Annotated in this window: 21 protein-coding genes; 13 read left to right on the forward strand and 8 right to left on the reverse strand. The window is 42.1% G+C overall.

Annotated features, from left to right (window positions below):
• Nucleotides 1-281: 281 nt before the first annotated feature.
• Nucleotides 282-2,255, forward strand: coding sequence for a molecular chaperone HtpG (htpG, locus tag B2089_RS02670; protein ID WP_296326283.1), 1,974 nt, complete (start codon nt 282-284; stop codon nt 2,253-2,255).
• Nucleotides 2,256-2,471: 216 nt separating this feature from the next.
• Here the strand turns inward: htpG and B2089_RS02675 are convergent, their stop codons facing one another.
• Nucleotides 2,472-3,497 carry a helix-turn-helix transcriptional regulator gene (locus B2089_RS02675; RefSeq protein WP_296326280.1) on the reverse strand — a complete coding sequence of 342 codons (1,026 nt, stop codon included), beginning with the start codon at nt 3,495-3,497 and terminating at the stop codon, nt 2,472-2,474.
• Nucleotides 3,498-3,683: 186 nt separating this feature from the next.
• Between B2089_RS02675 and B2089_RS02680 the strand changes: the two genes are divergently transcribed.
• From B2089_RS02680 to B2089_RS02720, 9 genes are all read left to right on the forward strand, one after another.
• Nucleotides 3,684-5,072 carry an ankyrin repeat domain-containing protein gene (locus tag B2089_RS02680; RefSeq protein WP_296326277.1) on the forward strand — a complete coding sequence of 463 codons (1,389 nt, stop codon included), beginning with the start codon at nt 3,684-3,686 and terminating at the stop codon, nt 5,070-5,072.
• Between the two features lie 46 nt (nt 5,073-5,118).
• Complete coding sequence (locus tag B2089_RS02685) at nt 5,119-5,295, forward strand: hypothetical protein (RefSeq protein WP_296326275.1); 177 nt, start codon at nt 5,119-5,121, stop codon at nt 5,293-5,295.
• Nucleotides 5,296-5,346: 51 nt separating this feature from the next.
• Nucleotides 5,347-5,706, forward strand: coding sequence for a hypothetical protein (locus tag B2089_RS02690; RefSeq protein WP_296326273.1), 360 nt, complete (start codon nt 5,347-5,349; stop codon nt 5,704-5,706).
• A gap of 297 nt (nt 5,707-6,003) precedes the next feature.
• Nucleotides 6,004-6,405, forward strand: a complete 402-nt coding sequence (locus B2089_RS02695) for a hypothetical protein (protein ID WP_296326271.1) — start codon at nt 6,004-6,006, stop codon at nt 6,403-6,405.
• Nucleotides 6,406-6,469: 64 nt separating this feature from the next.
• The gene (locus tag B2089_RS02700; RefSeq protein ID WP_296326268.1) at nt 6,470-6,805 is read left to right on the forward strand and encodes a Txe/YoeB family addiction module toxin; all 336 of its coding nucleotides are present in this window, start codon (nt 6,470-6,472) and stop codon (nt 6,803-6,805) included.
• Between the two features lie 17 nt (nt 6,806-6,822).
• Nucleotides 6,823-7,398 (forward strand): hypothetical protein, encoded by a 576-nt coding sequence (locus tag B2089_RS02705; RefSeq protein WP_296326266.1) that lies wholly within the window; start codon nt 6,823-6,825, stop codon nt 7,396-7,398.
• A 13-nt stretch (nt 7,399-7,411) separates the two neighbouring features.
• On the forward strand, nt 7,412-8,458 hold the full coding sequence (locus tag B2089_RS02710; RefSeq protein WP_296326264.1) for a type I restriction endonuclease: 1,047 nt from the start codon (nt 7,412-7,414) through the stop codon (nt 8,456-8,458).
• 184 nt (nt 8,459-8,642) lie between these two features.
• A complete protein-coding gene (locus B2089_RS02715) occupies nt 8,643-8,945 on the forward strand; it encodes a hypothetical protein (RefSeq protein WP_296326261.1) in 303 nt (100 codons plus the stop codon).
• A gap of 414 nt (nt 8,946-9,359) precedes the next feature.
• Nucleotides 9,360-10,373 carry a hypothetical protein gene (locus tag B2089_RS02720; protein ID WP_296326256.1) on the forward strand — a complete coding sequence of 338 codons (1,014 nt, stop codon included), beginning with the start codon at nt 9,360-9,362 and terminating at the stop codon, nt 10,371-10,373.
• A gap of 60 nt (nt 10,374-10,433) precedes the next feature.
• On the opposite strand, the gene hepT is transcribed toward B2089_RS02720, so the two are convergent.
• The 3 genes from hepT to B2089_RS02735 all read right to left on the reverse strand — a co-directional run bounded on the left by hepT (nt 10,434) and on the right by B2089_RS02735 (nt 13,979).
• Nucleotides 10,434-10,844: a type VII toxin-antitoxin system HepT family RNase toxin gene (gene hepT, locus B2089_RS02725; RefSeq protein ID WP_296326253.1), complete on the reverse strand. Its 411-nt coding sequence runs from the start codon at nt 10,842-10,844 to the stop codon at nt 10,434-10,436.
• Entirely contained in the window at nt 10,837-11,274 is a 438-nt protein-coding gene (mntA, locus tag B2089_RS02730; protein ID WP_414717856.1) for a type VII toxin-antitoxin system MntA family adenylyltransferase antitoxin, read from the reverse strand. The genes hepT and mntA overlap by 8 nt, the downstream gene beginning before the upstream one ends.
• Nucleotides 11,275-11,465: 191 nt before the next feature.
• Nucleotides 11,466-13,979: an ATP-dependent RNA helicase gene (locus B2089_RS02735; protein WP_296326234.1), complete on the reverse strand. Its 2,514-nt coding sequence runs from the start codon at nt 13,977-13,979 to the stop codon at nt 11,466-11,468.
• 136 nt (nt 13,980-14,115) lie between these two features.
• Between B2089_RS02735 and B2089_RS02740 the strand changes: the two genes are divergently transcribed.
• The 3 genes from B2089_RS02740 to B2089_RS02750 are packed head-to-tail and all read left to right on the forward strand — an operon-like array spanning nt 14,116 to nt 15,149.
• Nucleotides 14,116-14,358 carry an AbrB/MazE/SpoVT family DNA-binding domain-containing protein gene (locus tag B2089_RS02740; RefSeq protein ID WP_296326230.1) on the forward strand — a complete coding sequence of 81 codons (243 nt, stop codon included), beginning with the start codon at nt 14,116-14,118 and terminating at the stop codon, nt 14,356-14,358.
• Nucleotides 14,346-14,675, forward strand: a complete 330-nt coding sequence (locus B2089_RS02745; RefSeq protein WP_296326227.1) for a type II toxin-antitoxin system PemK/MazF family toxin — start codon at nt 14,346-14,348, stop codon at nt 14,673-14,675. The genes B2089_RS02740 and B2089_RS02745 overlap by 13 nt, the downstream gene beginning before the upstream one ends.
• A gap of 48 nt (nt 14,676-14,723) precedes the next feature.
• A complete protein-coding gene (locus tag B2089_RS02750) occupies nt 14,724-15,149 on the forward strand; it encodes a hypothetical protein (RefSeq protein WP_296326222.1) in 426 nt (141 codons plus the stop codon).
• Here the strand turns inward: B2089_RS02750 and B2089_RS02755 are convergent.
• The 4 genes from B2089_RS02755 to B2089_RS02770 form a co-directional block, all read right to left on the reverse strand.
• Nucleotides 15,139-15,570 (reverse strand): hypothetical protein, encoded by a 432-nt coding sequence (locus B2089_RS02755; protein ID WP_296326219.1) that lies wholly within the window; start codon nt 15,568-15,570, stop codon nt 15,139-15,141. The genes B2089_RS02750 and B2089_RS02755 overlap by 11 nt on opposite strands.
• A complete protein-coding gene (locus tag B2089_RS02760) occupies nt 15,560-16,144 on the reverse strand; it encodes a Gx transporter family protein (protein ID WP_296326217.1) in 585 nt (194 codons plus the stop codon). The genes B2089_RS02755 and B2089_RS02760 overlap by 11 nt, the downstream gene beginning before the upstream one ends.
• Before the next feature lie 2 nt (nt 16,145-16,146).
• Nucleotides 16,147-17,052, reverse strand: a complete 906-nt coding sequence (locus B2089_RS02765) for a hypothetical protein (RefSeq protein WP_296326214.1) — start codon at nt 17,050-17,052, stop codon at nt 16,147-16,149.
• Between the two features lie 199 nt (nt 17,053-17,251).
• Nucleotides 17,252-18,478 (reverse strand): adenylosuccinate synthetase, encoded by a 1,227-nt coding sequence (locus B2089_RS02770; protein ID WP_296685773.1) that lies wholly within the window; start codon nt 18,476-18,478, stop codon nt 17,252-17,254.
• Between the last annotated feature and the right edge of the window lie 135 nt (nt 18,479-18,613).

Genomic DNA, 18,613 nt, shown 5'->3' on the forward strand with positions numbered 1-18,613 from the left:
TAAGGATTGTAGGGGCGGCGAAGCCGTTGCGGAACATAGTGGAGCAATGGAGCCGTGAGGCGGAACCCCGAAAAGCCTGACCCGAAGCGATGGGATTGCCGTGTCTCGCACGGCAATGACAGAGCGTAGGGTAACGCCATTCGTTTTCGGCGTTACCTTTTAACGCCCGTCGTTTTAAAAATCCCGAAAAAAATTCTTTGCCGATTCAGCGAAATTTTATTATCTTTATAGAAAATAGATGCCGAATCAAGTTCGGCATGACATCAGAGGTATAAAAAATCATGGCGGAATACCAGTTTCAAACAGAAGTAAACCAGCTTCTTAAACTTATCATTCATTCAATGTATTCAAACAAGGACATTTTCCTTCGCGAAATCGTTTCTAATGCTTCGGACGCTTTGGACAAGCTCAACTACCTCAAAGTTTCGGACGAGGCTTACAAAGGCGTTAAGAGCGAGCCTAGAATCGACATCACTTTTGATGACCCGAATAAGGTTCTGACGGTGCAGGATTCGGGAATCGGTATGAACGAGGAGGACTTGAACGCAAACCTCGGAACAATCGCACGGAGCGGCACGAAAGCGTTCATCGAAAAAATTGCGGAAGACAAAAATGCGGGCGAGTCAAATCTCATCGGTCAGTTCGGCGTTGGATTCTATTCGGCATTTATGGCGGCAAAACGAATCAATGTCTACACCCGAAAAGCCGCGACCGACAAAATCTTCAAATGGTCGAGCGACGGCACAAACAGCTACACGATTGAGGAAATCAAGGCCGACAGCGATGAGGCTAAAAAGTACGGATTCGACAAGGCCGAAACTTGCGGTTCTGCAATCGAAATGCTCTTGAACGATGACTCAAAAGAGTACGCTTCACGATGGAAGATTGAAGAGCTTATCAAACGCTACAGTGACCACATCGCATTCCCGATTTACCTTCACTACACACAGAACAAATACGACGACAAAGGAAACATCACTGGAAGCGAGGACAAGGTTGACCAGGTAAACTCAGCTTCTGCCCTCTGGAAACGAAGCAAGAGTGAGCTTAAAAAGGAAGATTACGACAACTTCTACAAGACAATCAGCCACGACGGTCAGGAGCCTCTGCACTATGTTCACACACACGCAGAAGGAACTCAGGAATACACAACACTTTTCTATGTTCCACAGAACGCTCCTTTCGACATGTATCAGGCTGACTATCAGAGCGGAGTCAAGCTCTATGTAAAACGAGTTTTCATCACTGACGATGACCGCGAGCTTTTGCCGGCTTACCTCAGATTCGTCCGCGGTATCATCGACAGTGAGGATTTGCCTCTCAATGTAAGCCGTGAGATTTTGCAGCAGAACCGAATCCTTGAGACAATCAAGAGCGCATCTGTAAAAAAACTCCTGAGCGAATTCAAAAAGATGGGAGAAGCCGCTGACAAGGCAAAGAAAACTGAGGAAAGCAAGCGAAGCGACGAGGAAAAGGCCACAATCACAAAGTGGAACACATTCGTCAAGAATTTCAATCGCCCGATGAAGGAAGGTCTTTACTCAGACTACGCAAACCGCGAGGAAATTTCAGAAATCGTCCGCTTCAAGAGCACGGACGCAGCTGGAACTGGCGACGACAACTGGACAAGCTTTGCCGACTATGTTCAGCGCATGAAGCCTGAGCAGAAAGCAATCTACTATATTACAGGAACCGACGAGAAAAATTTGCGCGCTTCACCACTCCTCGAAGCATACAAGAAGAAGGGATTTGAAGTCCTGATTATGGCAGATGAAATCGACGACATCGTAATTCCAAGCCTGATGAAATACAAGGACTTCGACCTCAAAGCAGTCAACCGCGCGGGCAGCGACGACGAGCTTGGAGTAGATAAGGACGAAGCCAAAAAGAAGGAAGAAGCCTTCAAGCCAGTCCAGGAAAAAATCAAGAAGGCATTGGGCGACCGTGTTAAGGATGTCGTCCTTTCAAAACGACTTTCTGACTCACCGAGCTGTATCGTAGTTGACGAGAACGACCCCGGAATCCAGATGGAGCGCATGATGCGGGCAATGGGTCAGGCAGGACCTGGAATCAAGCCGATTCTCGAAATCAACGGAGACCACGCAATCGTTAAGACGCTGGAATCTTGCAGTGACGAAAGCTACATTGCAGATGTGAGCGAAGTTTTGTTCGACCAGGCACTGCTTGTGAGCGGAGCCGAGCTTAAGGACCCGATGGAGTTCGTTAAGGCTGTGAATAAACTGTTGAGCAAGTAAGGTGTCACACGGATAATCTCGTCGGGGAAGTTCTGCTAACGCTACGCGTCTAACGACGCTGTGGGGAAGTTGCCTGATGATTCGATGATAAAATTTGTGCAAGCCGCTTCTTCCTTTGTTGGGAGAGGCGGCTTGTTTTGTTATATATTCTCCTTCTCCCCACACATTTTCTCCTGTAAAAATCTCAAAGTCGCCTGAAAGTTGACCAAATTCAAATTATTTTAACGCCATCTTATTCACCTTTTCAAGCCGTTCTTTCCAGTCGTCCACCAGCTCTTTTGGCGCAAGGGGATAGGCCTCATCCGCCCACTGCCAGACCCACCTTCTGATTGAAAAAAGCTGATTGCTCCTAAAACTGAGGATGATTCCGTCTCCGTCAGGCCTGAGATTTTGGGAATCGGCCTCGACTTTCTGGTTTTCGCCCCAGATTCTGTTCTTGGCGTAGCGGGCGGCGTAACCATGCAGGTGAATCTTGAAATCAAGTTTTGTATCGTGGCACATGCAGCCGAAAGAGCCCAGCGTCATCTTCCTGAAATCATAGTCTTTTGGCAGAATGAAGACTTCATTCGTAAGTTTGAGATTTTTGATTTCGCTTAAAGTGTAGCGGCGGCGGCCATTTTTGACTACATCAAGGGCGTGAAGGTTCCAGTTTCCGTTGTCATAAATCAGTTGCCAGGGCTGAACACGGCGGGGATGGCTCTCAGTGTCAGTGAGGGACTGATAATCAAAAGTGATGACAAGATTTTCCCTCAGAGCCTTGTCAATCAGCCGCCAGTTTTCGGCAGGAACTTCCTTACTGGGAGCACCGACGAAAATAATCCGATCATTGTCAGACCTCTTACTGATTCGGATATTTTCCAGCGCAAGGTCGTGATTTTCGATGGAAAGAGACTCAAAGACTTCCTGGGCTTCCTTGTAGAGGGGATTTTCTTTCACCATGTCCATGAGAGTCTTGATAAGCTTGGCAGCCTTTGCCGCATTCTCGTCAGTGTAAAATCTGGGAAGGCGGTACTTGGGATCAGTGTAAAAGTAGCCGCTGCTTTCAAAATCCGTGTCGATTGGGGCTGCATACTTTTCCTGCAATTCCTCAATGTCCCGGAAAAATGAAGTGCGGCTGGTCTTGATTCCGTATTTTGAGCCAAGCTCCGAGATGATTTCCCTCCATTTGAGTTTGCGCCCCGAAGCGATAATCTCGTCAATGGCCTGATAGCGTTTTGCTTTTTCGGTAAAGTCTACGGACATAAATCTCCCCTCCCCATCTCCAAAAATTTACCACTCAGAAATTAAACTGCACTATTTTTGCAACAAAATCATTCCCGTGACTTGGGAATAGCTTTAAATTATATTTTACGGCAAGAATGAGGAAAGTCAACTGCGAGTTGACCGCAAGCCAGCGATTTTCTCATACAGTGTATTCGGGAGATAAATATGGTAAATAATCACAGGATTGACATCAACCTTTCTGAAAAGGGTTTTTTTATTGACGGACAAAGACTTAACATGCTTAATTACCGATTTCATGAAATCCTCAATCGGAGCGGCATGTCGCATATTGGAAACAAGAAAAAATCTGCTCCTGATTCAAACTGTGCTATTTTCTATGTCTATCACTCTGACGCCATGGCCTATATCAGCCTGATGGACATTTGGTTCACGCCGGATGAATCTCCTATAACTCAAAAAGATTTTGACAGGCTTGAAAAATTCTACGAGGAGACTGACTCAAGATTCAATGAGCAGAATTACAAATATAAGCTTTCCGCAAAGATAAATCTGGATATTCTCGAAAAAATCGGGCGAGGCGAAGAATTTACCATTCCCACAGGCATTGACGAAACGACCTACACAGCAGCCTTTTATTCTCCGTCAAAGACAGGGCTTTATTGCTTCCATTTGGATATCAATCCAATTTTTACTGAAGAATTTTGGGAAAGTGACAAATACAAGACAGAAGCCAGGCTTTTTGAGTCTGTAAACAACGGAGACTTGGAGAAAATTAAACTTTATGCAAAAAAAGGGGCGAATTTAAAATTCCATGCAAAATACACGCTTGCATCTTTACTTGATATTGCCATCGTTAACAACAATCCTCAAATGTGCGAATTTTTGATTAGACAGGGGCTGGATGTGAATTACACAAACGGTTACGGGCCTGATTTTTCTTCATTAAATCTTGCCAAATCGGAAAAAGCACTGGAAGCAGGGAAAGTTCTTGTGAAATACGGGGCAAGATATGATTTGTTTAACCTTATCGAGGCAGGCACATTCTCCTCTGAGGACTGTAATCGCTTGTATATGGAAGAACTTGAATTTCTTCTGCAATGCGGCTCAGATGCCAACAAGGGCTTGAAAAACAATCTCTTTACCCCTCTCATGTGGGCGGTCTTTAACAATAATATTCAGGCGGCGGAACTTCTGATTAAGTACGGAGCGGACATAAATGCAAAGACAATTTCTGATGGGACAGCCCTTCGCATAGCCGTTTTAAATAATAATGTCAAAATGGCTTCATTTCTGATTGAGCATGGTGCAGAGGTGAATTCAATAACTGACGGCAAAAGCAACTTGCTTGAGGCTCTTATACAGCAAAATCCGGACAGGGAGATGATTTCTCTTTTATCCCTCTGTGGCGGAAAGATAAACGCAAGCTTGCCGGTACCTGTTGAAGTATATAACAAAAAACTAAATGTGACTTTCGTGATAAAAGAAGCCTTCGTCCCTTATTTTCTAAAAGAAGATGAAGAAGCCCTTCTGTTTTTGTGGAAATTATTTTTGCTCTGTGACACAGCCATTCCCGTGCATTGGGAACGGGTATGAATTATGCTAAAGATAATGAGATTAAGGCTCAGCGAAGGAGGACTTTATGGAAATGTTTATAGGACTTATTTTTATGATGGTGATTGTAGCCGTCTTTTTGATGGTCGTCTTGAACGAGCCATTCTGGCAAGGGTACAGGAATTCCAAATTCATTGATGAAATGATGAAGGAAGAAGATGAAGAATTTTTAGATTTCCGAGAAATAGAAAGAAATCAAGGATGACACGAATAAAAAAGCCGAAAATTCGAGTCGTTTTTTTTCAGGAGGAAAATTATGGAGCAAGAGATGAAAATCATCACAAGGCAGGAAACATTCACCGACCTCGCTGTCCGCGAACTGGGAAAAACCAGGGCAGCATGTTTCTGCAAAGTTCAGTTCAAAAGATGCGGCAAGGAAAGGTGTGCCCGTTGCCCTCAGCATATCAATCTGGAAAACTGCCGCCATTCAATGAGCGATTATGACCGACTGAGACTGGACTCCTATACCGCCGAATACTACGCCGAGTTCAGCAAAAATCCCATGGCTTGGATGAACCACAAAGAATATGTGCGTCATTTTGCCCGCTTCATCCTAGTTTTTATGTTTTTTTTCATTCTGATTCTGGGGATTCCTTGTTTCTTTGCGTTTTTATGATGATGAGGAGATGGGGGGACTCTGTATAAAATATAGGAGATTCCCCTTCCCTGGCAAACAGAGTGCCGAATATGGAGGAATGTTTAGGAATGAAATAGTCAAGAAATTGCTGGGTAAAATTTGGCCTTGCCCATATAAGAGCTTCGTGAATGGGGCTACAATGCGTGTAAGTTCTGCCGGCTGGCTTTTTTTTAGACGATAGATTATTTTGTTTAAATATGGGAGATAGTATGGTATGGTATGGTATGGTATGATATAACCGTTTTTTAAATGCCTTGATTTATAGGAATATGCTTTATGGGTATAGATAATGTACGATGTCCAAAATGTAATGGAAAAGTGAAAATTGAATTTTTAACATTTGATCAAACATGTTATGAATGCTCAAGATGTGGTTATATCTTTGAAGCAACCGATAAATGTTTATCTGATGAAGAATTGGAACGATTCGAAGATAATATTTTTGATTCCGATAAAAAAAATAGAAGGAAGAACATAAATCCTATAACAGATTTTAGAAATGATTTTACAAGAAAATTAAAAAGGGCTGACGAACATTATCATAAGAGCGAACTTGAAAATAAAAATCTTAAGGATGAGAAACTTGATAATTGTAATTCTCCAGTTAATAAGAGCGTCTTAAAGGGAATCCTTCACAAGAAGAATGGAGAAAATATTGAAATTAGAGGAAAAAGATAAGGCAAAATAATGATTTTCTTTTTAGTAATGCAAATTTACTGGAAGAAAAATCGATGAGGTATTTATGAAATACACTGTATTTGATACTACAGGTTTTGATGATTACAAAAGCTGGCTACATGATGATAAATCAAAATATGAAAAAATCAACAGTTTGATTATGTCTATCCAGCGTGATGGTCCACTAAAAGGGATGGGCAAGCCAGAAGTTTTGAAAGGAAACTATAAGGGAAATTATTCAAGGCGGATTGACGATAAGAATCGCTTGATATATCAATATCAGACAAATGATAAAACTGGAGACTCAAATACAATCATTATCGGTTGTAAAGAGCATTATAAGGGAAATGAACAAACACAAAAGCAAATGCTTATAAGCATGCTTAATCTGTCAGAATAATAGGGAGCAAAATGAAAATGAATAAAGACGAAAGCATGAAAAACTACAAAGATGAACTGCAAAAGAAAACTTCAAATTATATGAGCATAATGGAAGAATGGGGAACAACTGTCTTCTACGAAAAACATATAGTCGAACGAGAAAAATTGCATTATCTTGCAATGGAATGTATAAATAAGATTCTTCCACTGGAATTAAAAATTTTTGTGAGGAATTTATGTGCAAACACGCTGGGCTATCCTGACGAACCAATCTTTTACAAGGCATTTGGAGATAATCCAAAAATCGGGAATCGAATCAGCAAAACTGAATTAGAGCAAAAAGGAATTGATATAAAAGAATTTGATGAAATGATAGAAATTTGGGGGTTAGAGGGAACTTTTGTAGAAAAACAATATGTAGATAGCGAAGAATTTTACTATCTGGAAGACTTGTGTAAAAGAGAAGATTTTACTTCAACAGAAGAACTTAGACGCTTGAATGCTTCTGTTGAATTAAAGAACGCAATCTTTCAGCGAACAGACATGTCTATTGACGAGCAGGATAAATATATTCAGTATATTGACACATTGTTATTTTCAAGAAATGTTTAATTTGGAGTAGAACATGTCCTACACATCATCATGGAACAAAATCGTAGCACAATATAATAAGAATCTCTCGGCAAAAGAAGAAATCATACAAACTTCGTGGGAACTGTTATTTTCTACGATTTTTGATTATTCTGATTTTGAAATTGTCTCTCAATTTTCTGTAAAAATGGGAGTTGAGACAAAGCGAGCAGATATTCTCATAAAAAAAGACAATACAGATTTATTTGTCGTCGAATTAAAACGTCATACTTTGCATGAAGGACAGGAGCAACTTTTCAGCTACCTGAACCAATTAAAAATGGATTTAGGAATTCTTGTCTGCGACAATCTTTATATTTACGATTATGATTTTACCCAAAAAGAGAACTCTTATTCAGTTCTAGAAATTCCTTTTGAACAGGACAATTCCAACGGAACAAAATTTGTAGAATTATTCTCAAAAGAGAACTTCGACAAGCTGAAGATTAAAGATTTCATAAAAGAAAGCAACAGCAAAAAAGAATCAGAAAAAAATATTAGAAATGAACTTTCAGCAGCACTTATTACGAATTTGCTAAAAAATCATTTTTCTGAAAAATATCCCAAAATAGATGTTGATAAAATTCTTGACGAATACGATATTTCTGTAACAAAAAAATCTGAAATGCAAACAACCATAAGTTCAGCTTCCCCTGTTTCAAATTATGTATATTCGGCAACTTCATATTCTGGAAACAAAGACAGCACACAATTCATGGTAAATGGAAATCCGACAGTCGGAAAAGGTAAAACTGTGTATGCTACAGTAAAATTATATGTTGACTCACACAATGGAATTTCTCTTGTCGAATTACAGAATGCTTTTCCTGATTCTTTGGGAAAACCCGGATTTGGAAAAATGATTCGCCGCGTAGAAGATGTAACACGTAATGAATGGTCTGGCAGTCGATTTAGTAAACATCCAATTCTTCTTGCGGATGGCACAAAAATAACAGTTTCTACACAATGGAACCCTGACAATATGCACAACTTTATTGAAGGGGTACAAAGATTGGGAATTCATGTAGAGCCTATCCAATAAAAAGAATATGGCAATTCAACCTCAAGTCATGCTCAAATCTTCCAATTCGTCAAATCGGTTAACAAGAGACTAGTACACAAAACTGCTTTAGTATTAAAAAATAAATACATAAAACCTATTTTGTGTTGTTGATAAAAAAATTATGATGAAATTGAAGTTTTACTTAACAATGGAGTTGATATAAATGCAAATACAATCATGTATTATAACGGAAAATGAATTAAAAATTTTCTTAGAAAAATATACTCTTGATTATATGCAAAAAAGCCCGCATAAAAGAAAACAAGAGTTAAATGAGTTTTTATCAGGTAAACAATTAGATGAAAAGTGTGAAAATCTTGTTAGAGAAAAAATAAAATGGCTTGATTTTTATATTACTTATAACAAAAAAGAAAATGATAATTTTCATCAGAATAAGACTATTCATCGAAGATGTTTTGGTTCTGATGATGTAATGGATCATTGCCCACTTGGAGGATTTAGATAATAAAGCATTGTGAAATGTTTTTATGTTATTTAATACGAACATGGGCGTATAACACGGCGTACCTAAAATTGTCGGTGCGTATGGACGTGACGCAATCAGAATTGAAAAGAATTTCATTATTGTGACGATTCCATTCAACAGAATTAATGCAGTTTTTTTGAGCTAAATGACTACTGACAAATCAAAGCAACAGTAAAATTATAAACTGACTGCTTATCCTCATCCCCCTAACACAATCAATGTCACCCTGCCCCGCATGACATTCTTTTTGATTCCGTAAAAATCTAGATGCCGAAATAAATTCGGCATGACGGCACAGACTTCATTCCCGTGCCTTGGGAATAAACCTCCGTTAAACTCACTCCCGTAAATTGCAGGGCTTCCCCGCCCTTCCCGCACTTTCAGGAGGTTTTCATGAAAAAACTCATCGCAGTCTTCTTTGCCCTGGCTTTTCTTACTGCGGCCATTTTTGCGCAGACGGCAAAACCAAAAATCTCACCTCGCACTAATACGCACACTAATACTCGCATTAACGAAATGATTATCGCGACGATTATCGAGGCTCAGGAAAATGTCTATGACTATGACGGTGACGGCCAGATTAATTGCCTTGACTATTCCTGTGTCTTCAAACTGACTTGGGACAAGAATTTTCCCCGGGAAAAATACCGTTGCAGTCTCGTGAGGAACTATCAGCCGGATGTGATGAATCATCTTTTTGCCCAGGTTCAAGATGAAAAATTCCGCAATATCGAGATTGAGACCTGGACAGACAATCCCTATCACTATCTTCTGACAGAAATCTGGCCGACTGACAGATACAATCCGGCTTTCAATCGTTACGGCGAAACTGAACGCTGGCTTTCGGAGGGAAATAGGTCGCTAAAGCCAAAAAAGGCCGAAGTCAGGATTGCAAAATCATATTCTTCTGGCTCATCAGGCTCTTATTTTCATGATTACTCTTCATTCAGCGCGTCCGACACAGGATATTTTTCTGTGGGCTATACGACAAGCATTTTTTCACCGAATTCCGGAAAATCCGGCAAATCCTCTTTCATAAACTCTCAAAAATTCGGAATCGAAGTCTCCACCGAAACGGCTTTCCGCTATGGTGAGCGATTCGCGGTCCTTGTTTTTGATTATCTTCTTGACCACACGGAAGAAAAATCCGCCGATTCATGGCTTTTGGGATTTGACTGGGGCTACTGTTTGATTTCATTTTTCCAGCCATATTTTGGCCTTTCAGCCGGAATGAAGTGGCAGGACTCTTTTTCTTGGGAAAATCTCGGCTTTGCATGGAAAGTCAGCAACGGTTTCAGGTGCAGTTTTTCATCAATCAGCTTGCGGGCAGAAGTCTCCTATGGCACGATTCTGGGACTCGCGGGAACAGTGGCGGCGGGATTTTCCTTGAAAGAAGCACAAAGATAAATGAAGAAATCTGGAAAGAAACAGGAAAATCATTTCTGCGGGAAGAAAAGTAAGCATTGCTCAAATCAATTTTTCTATCTCGCTGGCAAAATTCCTAAAATCATCCAAATGGCTGGTTATGATTGCGTAGATGATTTTGCAGTCAAGATTTTCATATTGATGAACGGCGATATTCCGGAAACCTACCGCGCGACTTAAATTATCAGCCACAGACTGAGGAATCAGTTTGTTTTGGGCAAGCTTTCGGAAAGTCTCTGCCATTGTCGCCGGAGTTTCAGTGTCATAATCAAGAAGAATATGATTTCCGATATCAACGCAAATCTGAACAGCCCTCTGCAAGTTCAGAATTATAATATCCTGCTTGTCTATGTTTTTTTCCAAATCTTCAAGGCTCAAAATCCCCTGACTTTTGACACGGTGGACGCAACGGATGAGAGCCGCAATCTTTGCTTCAAGGACTTCTTTATCCATTTATAAACCTCTTTATTTTTTGCCTGTTCATGTATTCAATCGTAGGAAGAAAATCTTCTTTAAAACAAAGAGCTTTTGTCAGATAAGGGACAAAAATGCTTTTTGAAATCTTGATTTTTATGCCTGTCGTCATAATCTGATAAAGAAAAATACCTTCTGCCTGAGATAAATCCGCAAGGTCGATTTCCCGCTTGCAAAGAAGAGCTAAATCGCACTGGATTTTTGAAAGCTCCTCATAGCCGAGGGAATTCTTAGAATGAAGGGCAATGTCGATGTCACTGTGGGAATTAAAAGTGCCTTTAGCAAAGGAGCCGAACAATAAGACGGTATCTATTTCATCTTTTTGAGAAAAATAATCCTGAATTTTTTGCTTTACCTGCTCCGCTTCATTCATGGATTTATTGTAGCATAAAAAATCAATCAGATAAATATTTTTATTTTTTCAAAAGTCGACTGAAAAGAACGACAGATTTATTTTACAATCCACCTGCCATCTTTCTTGCTTCCAATTCGTTCTATAAGATTTCGTTCCTGCAAATCCCTAAAAGATTCGCGATTGTTGTTGCCAGAATATTCCAAGCCCCCACGGCGGAGCCGCAAAATACTACAAAGAAAAGGGAATTATTCAGTAAGCACCCGATAATCCCACTTGTGCTTGGGGTAGCGGCCTTTCATTTCCTTGCAGATTTCAAGCCATGCCCCAGTCCAGAAATTTTCCAGGTCGTCCGTAATTTGAAGGGGGCGGCTTGCGGGAGACAGAAGTTTCAAAAGGACGGGAATGCCAAGAATCCTTGGAGTTTCAAAGCAACCGAAAATCTGCTGAATTATGGTTTCCAGCGTGGGCTGTATGCTTCCGTCCGCTTTTTTTTCATAGACGATTTTTCGCTTCCGTCCGTTAGCCAAAGTGATTTGCAAGGGAACTTTTTCATCAATTTTGCTTCCATCAAGATACCAATAAAGAGCGTCATAAATATCCTGAGCGTTGATTTTTTGTGACTTAACGAACGGTCGTAACCATTCCTGTGCATTTTGAGCCAGAGAATCAAACTTTTTCTGTAATTCTGATACTGAAACAAGCCCTGTTTGACCATTTTGAGGCTGTTTTTTGATATAAAATTCCACCCTGAGCAAAAAATTCTCAATTTTACTATCGAGCGGTAGGGATTTTAAGCCTTTTTTTGCCACGAGGTCACAAAGTGCCAACGCAAAATCCTCACTTTCAGCAGGCATTTTCTTTTCTTTCAGGACAATGGCGCCATAAGAGAGAATTTCCTTTTTCTGAACAGAAAGATTCTTAAAATCGCTTCCATTCGTTAGTTCAACAAATTCCGTTTTGATTTGACTTTTTGCGTGCTTTTTCAAAAAGACTTCTGCCTGCCCGTCACTTATCGCCTCAAATGAATAGATTTTTCCAGTTCTCTCACCAGCGTCAACTTCCGGAGCGACAAGCCAGGTCGGAAAGCTGGGAATCCGTGCCTGAGACAGAAGCTCCCGGTTAAGCCAGGCCTTTCGCCCGCTGGGAAACTGGTATTCGCCGCGATCAGCGTTTGGCTGAGTCTCCGGGGAAAGGCTGGCAAGTCGGTCGGGATAGCCGTCGAGAACAAAACTTTCACTGTCTGTCGTTGTCGCCATTGCTTTGCCCCGACAATCTCTTAATCGCCTCTTCAAGTCATCTACGAAAATTTTCTGCCGCTCAGGGCTGGCTTGAGCATATTCGGAATAAGGCAGAACGGCTTCCGCGCCTCCAGCCAAAGCCACGCAAGCCAGTCTAGGATGCAGTCCAAGGCGAAGGACGGCTTTTCCTTTTTCAGTGATTTTTGCCGACCTTCCTTTTGAGTCTTCGTGAAATTCTATGCAGTCCAGTTTTTCTAGCAAATCGCTGGCGACATTCCATGCAGAAAGTGACGGCGGAGTAAGCCAGTCCAGCTTTTCGACTTCACCAGCTCCCCACTGGGCACATTCAAGCACAAGACCTGTCAAATCAGCCCGCAAAATTTCCGGGGGATTTTGCTCCACCCGCGCGTCATGCTCGCTCCACAGGCGGACGCATCTTCCCGCCGCCAAACGACCAGCCCGACCAGCCCTTTGTGCTGCACTGAAAAGGCTTTCATTTTCGGTCACGAGATGTTCCATTCCCAAAGCGACATTCATTTTATTGACCCGGCATAAGCCTGAATCAATGACCAGCGTGACGCCTGGCACCGTAAGAGAAGTTTCCGCAATGGCAGAAGAAAGAATCACACGGCGGGAAGAATCCGATGAACAAGGGCGAAGAACCTTTCGCTGCTCGGAAACCGGCACAGAAGAATGTAAAATCAGAATTTCGCAGTCAAAATCTACTTCCGAAAGGTAGTTTTCAAGCTCAGATTTTGTCTTTTTGATTTCAGAGATTCCAGGCAAGAACGCCAGAATCGTGTCGCATCTTTGATTATCTATATAACTATCGTTAGTTTTATTTGCTTCTTTCTTGCGTCCATGCTGAGAATCTTTCCCCAATTCTTCAAAAATCGCCCTGGCTACGCTTACATTCGGCTTATATTCAATCTCAACCGGGAACTGTCTTCCCGGAATCTGCATAACTGGAGCAGGATTTTCTTTACTCCCCAAATACTCAGCTATCGAGCGGTAGTCTATAGTCGCACTCATAACGATAACGAACAAATCATCCCGAAGAAGCATAGTCTCTTTTAAGAAAGCAAGCGCCAAATCAGAATGAATCGACCGCTCGTGAAACTCGTCCAGCACAATCACATTCACATCTTCAAGGAGAGGATCCGCCTGAAGCCGGCGAGTCAAAATCGCCTCGGTAATCACTTCAAGCCGCGTTTTTTCCGAAACTTTTGAATCAAGATGAAGCCTGTAGCCAACAGTTCCGCCAGTTTCCTCACCCAGCAAATCCGAAAGCCTGTCCGCAATCGCACTTGCAGCAAGGCGACGAGGCTCCAGCATAAGGATTTTTCCCTCAAAATGCTCCAGCAAGGCAATCGGTACGGCAGTAGATTTTCCGGCAGCAGTCTCAGCGGTCAGCACGAGAAAGCGGGATTCTGAAGATTTGAGAGAAGAGCAGATTTCTGGCAGAAAAGGCGAAATCGGGAGAGAAGAAAGTTTTTCGTAAGCGCGGGAAAATTCAGGCATGGAGAAAAGTATAGCACAGACGAGAAATTTTTGATATTCTGCGATTCAAACTCGCGATTTAACCTATAAAACGCATCATAAAATTCTTGACGGAATTATGTTATTACATAATAATTACATTATAAGGAGGCATACAATGTTAGTTCCTGTAGTTCCTATCGGAAATTCTCGTGGAATACGATTCCCTAAGCTTGTATTGGACAAATTTCTCGTCAAAGATAAAATGAATATGGAAGTTACCGAGAAAGGCATCCTTCTTACTCCTGTGAAAGATATTCCCCGTGCTGATTGGGCAGAGGCCTTTTGTTCTATGCACGAAAACAAAGAGGATATTTTGGAAGAAATTCCTGAATCAGGAGATTTTGAATGGGAATGGTAGTAAATCAGTACAATGTCTATCTTGTGAACCTTGACCCGACCGTAGGGCATGAAATAAAGAAGTCTCGCCCATGCCTTGTTATTTCTCCAGATGAGATGAACCATAATATAGATACAATCATTGTTGCTCCAATGACGACAAAATCGCACTCATATCCAACAAGAATTCCAGTAAAATTTGAAGGAAAGCAAGGTTGGATAGTCTTGGATCAGATAAGAACTGTAGATAGCATTCGACTTGTAAAACATTTGGGAAAAATAACAAAAAAAGAAGTTTCAGAGGTAAAAAGAGTTATAAAAGAAATGCTGGTTGACTAAGTTGGGAAATACAGCCTCACGCAATTCAATTTTTACAGGAGATTCACCATGTTTCACTACATCTGGCCACTTGCCGTCATCGTTTTTTCAAACACACTTTATCAGATTTGCGCCAAGGGAATTCCGCCGCAGATGAACACCTACGCTTCCATGACCGTGACTTACGGCGTGGCGACGCTTTTTTCTGCGCTTGCTTTTTTCGTCACCTCAAAGGGCGGGAATCTTCTCAAGGAATTCAGCCTGGCAAACTGGGCGACCGTCGTTCTTGGAATTGTCATCACCGGGCTTGAAGTGGGCTTTATCTTCGCCTACAAGGCCGGCTGGAAAGTAAGCACTCTTTCAACTGTGGCAAACGGGCTTGTCGCCATCGCGCTGATTTTTGTGGCCATGATTGGCTATCACGAGGCAATTTCTCTGACTAAAATCGCGGGAATCCTTCTCTGCCTGGCGGGGCTTTGGCTTATCAACAAGTAGTAGATTCCTTTTCCCAGATTTCACAAAGTCTCTCGTCTATAGCTTCGATAATATGTCCTTTTTTGAAGCTGATTTTCTTTTCGGTCAGCAGATTAAGATAAAAGAAAACTTCCGTTAGTTTGTTTCCCACTTTTCCTTTTACTTTCACTTGGGGATTTATAATCAAGCGCGAGAGGAAAACCATTCCAACCAAGATTCCGCTCCTTCGTAAGCCAAGCAAAAGTGAGTCCGAAGTGATTCTAAAACTACCGATTGATAGCAAAACTTCCCCCGACGGTGCCAAAAGTGCAAAAAATGTAACAAAAATTACGATAAAGAGCGAAGGCAAAAGCCGAATCCGGCGACCTTTCACACAGGCAAGAATGAAAAAAATCAGCACGAAAAGCCAGACAGCGGCTGTCAAAAGTATTTCAGATTTCATCAGATTTCTCCACATCAGATTTTGTGGCAGTCTCGGAAAAATCCGTCAAAAGCCCCTTAAACCAATTCGACTTCTGCATAAAAAGTTCGGCGAAAATCCCCAGAAGAAGACCTGTAATCAAACCTGATACAAGCAGAATCGGCGCGATATACTTTGCATTTTCTCCAAACAAAATAAATCTAGCCAAAAAAAGCTGGGCAAAAGTGCTTGCAAGCGAACCGAAAAGAGTTATTCCCACAGCGGAAATAGAAAATAACTTCCGTTCGTTAGTTTCATTCCTACGGTGATTTCCGCACAAAGCATACAATCCCATCATCGCAAGAGCGGAAGCAAATGACCCGCCCGAAGAAAACAAAAAAACATAGGTAAAAAGCGTTCCCGAAATAATTCCCTGAGCCAAGACTTTAAATAAAACCAAAAGCAAAATCTTTCTTGATGGAAGAAAAAAAAGCGCAAGGATTACAGGAAGATTCGCAAGTCCCAGTCGCAAAAACGGCAGAGGCTTGGGAATCGCGTTTTCAATCGCGGCGAGGAAAAGGCAAAGCGCGGCAAGAAAAGAAACAAGTTTTTTCATTATTACTTGAAAGGATCTTTAGATTGGTCTACGGTCAAAAGTTCATCCACATTCACGCCAAAAGACATTCTTTGCATCGATTTTAGCACTTCCTGATAACTGTTCGTCTGAGTTTCAGTTTTTTGCGCGTTCAGGGCTGCCAGAACTTTCTGACAAGGCTTATACTTCGCCGCTCTCGCAAAGAGTTCATTTCGGGGAACTGCCCGCTTCGTAACTTTCAATTCCTCGGCAATCTGGCTTACAACAATATCATCAATTTTTGTACTGATTGAAGCCGAGGAAACAAAAGCCTGGCGAACGGAGTTTTCAGCCGAATCATAAAAAAAGACTTTTATGGCATTTTGATTTTCAGAAGGATTTTCCCCTTGAGATTTTGAGACTGCAATAAGTGAGGCAAATTTTAGAGGACTCTGGGGGCTGCTCATTTTTTCGGTCAAAGCCGGATCAGCATACAAAAAGGCTTTTTCAATGGCCACTGCATTTTCGCAATTCAGGGCAAAAACTGACTTATCGAGCCAAAAATCCATATTCTCATGCACAACATGCACATAGCCTGTGCCCTTTTGGGAAGTTTGAGCGCTTTTGTCTGCGTTTTCAGTTGAATCAGAACTATCGTTAGTTTGTTCTAGTCCAACCTCCCCCTTTTCTGGAATAAATTTTTCATCAATCAAGCCGTCTATTTCGAGAACAGAAATTTCTGCGCCGGCAGAAAGTTTAATCACGGGATGCATTTCAAAATCTCGCCCATAAAGACAAAGTTCGCCCTTTTTGGCAAGAATTTTTCCTTCAACGAAAGTCTCAACGGGAATCGGCTCAACGGCTTCAGAATCTTCTGTAAGTGCAGATTTTTCACAAGAAATAAAAATGCTTAATATAGCCGCAAAAAAAATAAATGCATACGATTTCATGCTATTATTTTCGGCATTTTAAAAAGAATTGTGAATAAAAGGGCGCTCCCCTTCGGGTCAGGCTTTCCGCCGTTCCGTGCTAACGCACTTCATTCCTCCGGAACGCCTGCGGCGCGGCTACAATCCTTAGCGCAAAAAAAACGCACCCCGATTGAGGTGCGTTCTTGCCGTCCGCATTCTTGCAGACAATTTTCTTAATTTATTTGCTCCAAGGGTTCTTACGGATGAATGTCTCGTTGCGCTCGTAGCCTACTGAGATGATGCCGACTTCGGTTTTTGTGTAGTCTTCGATGAATTCTACATAGTCGCGAGCTTCTTTTGGAAGCTCTTCGTAAGAACGGCATTCCTTGAGGCTCTTCTTCCAGCCCTTGAACTTTTTGAGGACAGGTTTTGCCTTTTCCATTGCAGGAACGCTTGCCGGGAAGTCAGTGACGATTTTGCCGTCGATTTCGTAAGAAACGCAGGCTTCGATTTCGTCAAATGTGTCGTAAATGTCAAGATGGGTAAGAACCAAAGAATCGATTGAGTTTGTGATGCAGGCATAGCGGAGAGCAACCAGGTCAAGATAACCGCAGCGGCGGGCGCGGCCGGTCGTTACACCGTATTCACGGCCAGTTTTGCGCACATACTCGCAAAGCTCGCCTTCGCTCTCATTGTTGAACTCTGTCGGCATTGGGCCGTTTCCAACTCGTGTCTGATAAGCTTTGAAAACACCGAGGATTTTATCCAAATCTTTAGGGCCGATTCCGCAGCCAGTTGCAGCGCCTGCTGAACAAGAAGCACCTGAAGAAACATAAGGATATGTTCCCGAATCGATGTCCAGCATTGCGCCCTGAGCGCCCTCAAAGAGGATATTCTCGTTGCGGTATTCGTACATCTTAGCTGTCAAATCGACGCGCATTTCAATGAGTTTGTCTTTGTATTTGTTGAGATATTCGAGATTTTCGCCCTCGAACTCAGCCATTTTCTCCGGCCAGTCAAGGTCTGCCAGGCGGAGACCATCTCGGTGTGCTTTTTCTGAGTATGCGATGCCGATTCCGCGGCCAGTTGTTCCGATTGGGCGTTTGCGGCTTGCGTCCCGGTCTTTGTCCATCTGGCGGTAGCCCGGAAGAATGATGTGGGCACGGTCAGAAATGAAAACACGGCCTTCCCAGTTGATGCCATTGTCTTTGAGCATCTGAAGCTCGTTGAAAAGTGCCTCCGGGTCGATAACCATGCCGGCTCCGAGGAAAACTGATTTGTTCGGGTAAAGGATTCCAGACGGAACCTGATGAAGAGCAAACTGCTTGCCATCTACGACGATTGTGTGGCCAGCGTTTGGACCGCCTGCATAGCGGACGACATATTTAGCGTCTTCTGCCAAGTAATCAACAATCTTTCCTTTTCCTTCGTCGCCCCACTGAGCACCGATTACAACGACCTTCATAAAAGCCCCCAAAATGGATTAGCCGAGCAAAAATTCTCAGCACAAAATACAGAAGATTTTAGCACAAAGAGCATTTTGTTTCAATGAAGCTATATACAAGCAAAAAAAATCCCCCGCAAATTCATATTTCACGGG

This window comes from Treponema sp. UBA3813 (assembly GCA_002368605.1).
Taxonomy (GTDB): Bacteria; Spirochaetota; Spirochaetia; order Treponematales; family Treponemataceae; genus Treponema_D.

What these genes read in the sequence shown, in the direction of transcription:
- htpG (WP_296326283.1), top strand. Translation starts at nt 282, where the DNA reads ATGGCGGAATACCAGTTTCAAACAGAAGTAAACCAGCTTCTTAAACTT.
- B2089_RS02675 (WP_296326280.1), bottom strand. Translation starts at nt 3,497, where the DNA reads ATGTCCGTAGACTTTACCGAAAAAGCAAAACGCTATCAGGCCATTGAC.
- B2089_RS02680 (WP_296326277.1), top strand. Translation starts at nt 3,684, where the DNA reads ATGGTAAATAATCACAGGATTGACATCAACCTTTCTGAAAAGGGTTTT.
- B2089_RS02685 (WP_296326275.1), top strand. Translation starts at nt 5,119, where the DNA reads ATGGAAATGTTTATAGGACTTATTTTTATGATGGTGATTGTAGCCGTC.
- B2089_RS02690 (WP_296326273.1), top strand. Translation starts at nt 5,347, where the DNA reads ATGGAGCAAGAGATGAAAATCATCACAAGGCAGGAAACATTCACCGAC.
- B2089_RS02695 (WP_296326271.1), top strand. Translation starts at nt 6,004, where the DNA reads ATGGGTATAGATAATGTACGATGTCCAAAATGTAATGGAAAAGTGAAA.
- B2089_RS02700 (WP_296326268.1), top strand. Translation starts at nt 6,470, where the DNA reads ATGAAATACACTGTATTTGATACTACAGGTTTTGATGATTACAAAAGC.
- B2089_RS02705 (WP_296326266.1), top strand. Translation starts at nt 6,823, where the DNA reads ATGAATAAAGACGAAAGCATGAAAAACTACAAAGATGAACTGCAAAAG.
- B2089_RS02710 (WP_296326264.1), top strand. Translation starts at nt 7,412, where the DNA reads ATGTCCTACACATCATCATGGAACAAAATCGTAGCACAATATAATAAG.
- B2089_RS02715 (WP_296326261.1), top strand. Translation starts at nt 8,643, where the DNA reads ATGCAAATACAATCATGTATTATAACGGAAAATGAATTAAAAATTTTC.
- B2089_RS02720 (WP_296326256.1), top strand. Translation starts at nt 9,360, where the DNA reads ATGAAAAAACTCATCGCAGTCTTCTTTGCCCTGGCTTTTCTTACTGCG.
- hepT (WP_296326253.1), bottom strand. Translation starts at nt 10,844, where the DNA reads ATGGATAAAGAAGTCCTTGAAGCAAAGATTGCGGCTCTCATCCGTTGC.
- B2089_RS02735 (WP_296326234.1), bottom strand. Translation starts at nt 13,979, where the DNA reads ATGCCTGAATTTTCCCGCGCTTACGAAAAACTTTCTTCTCTCCCGATT.
- B2089_RS02740 (WP_296326230.1), top strand. Translation starts at nt 14,116, where the DNA reads ATGTTAGTTCCTGTAGTTCCTATCGGAAATTCTCGTGGAATACGATTC.
- B2089_RS02745 (WP_296326227.1), top strand. Translation starts at nt 14,346, where the DNA reads ATGGGAATGGTAGTAAATCAGTACAATGTCTATCTTGTGAACCTTGAC.
- B2089_RS02750 (WP_296326222.1), top strand. Translation starts at nt 14,724, where the DNA reads ATGTTTCACTACATCTGGCCACTTGCCGTCATCGTTTTTTCAAACACA.
- B2089_RS02755 (WP_296326219.1), bottom strand. Translation starts at nt 15,570, where the DNA reads ATGAAATCTGAAATACTTTTGACAGCCGCTGTCTGGCTTTTCGTGCTG.
- B2089_RS02760 (WP_296326217.1), bottom strand. Translation starts at nt 16,144, where the DNA reads ATGAAAAAACTTGTTTCTTTTCTTGCCGCGCTTTGCCTTTTCCTCGCC.
- B2089_RS02765 (WP_296326214.1), bottom strand. Translation starts at nt 17,052, where the DNA reads ATGAAATCGTATGCATTTATTTTTTTTGCGGCTATATTAAGCATTTTT.
- B2089_RS02770 (WP_296685773.1), bottom strand. Translation starts at nt 18,478, where the DNA reads ATGAAGGTCGTTGTAATCGGTGCTCAGTGGGGCGACGAAGGAAAAGGA.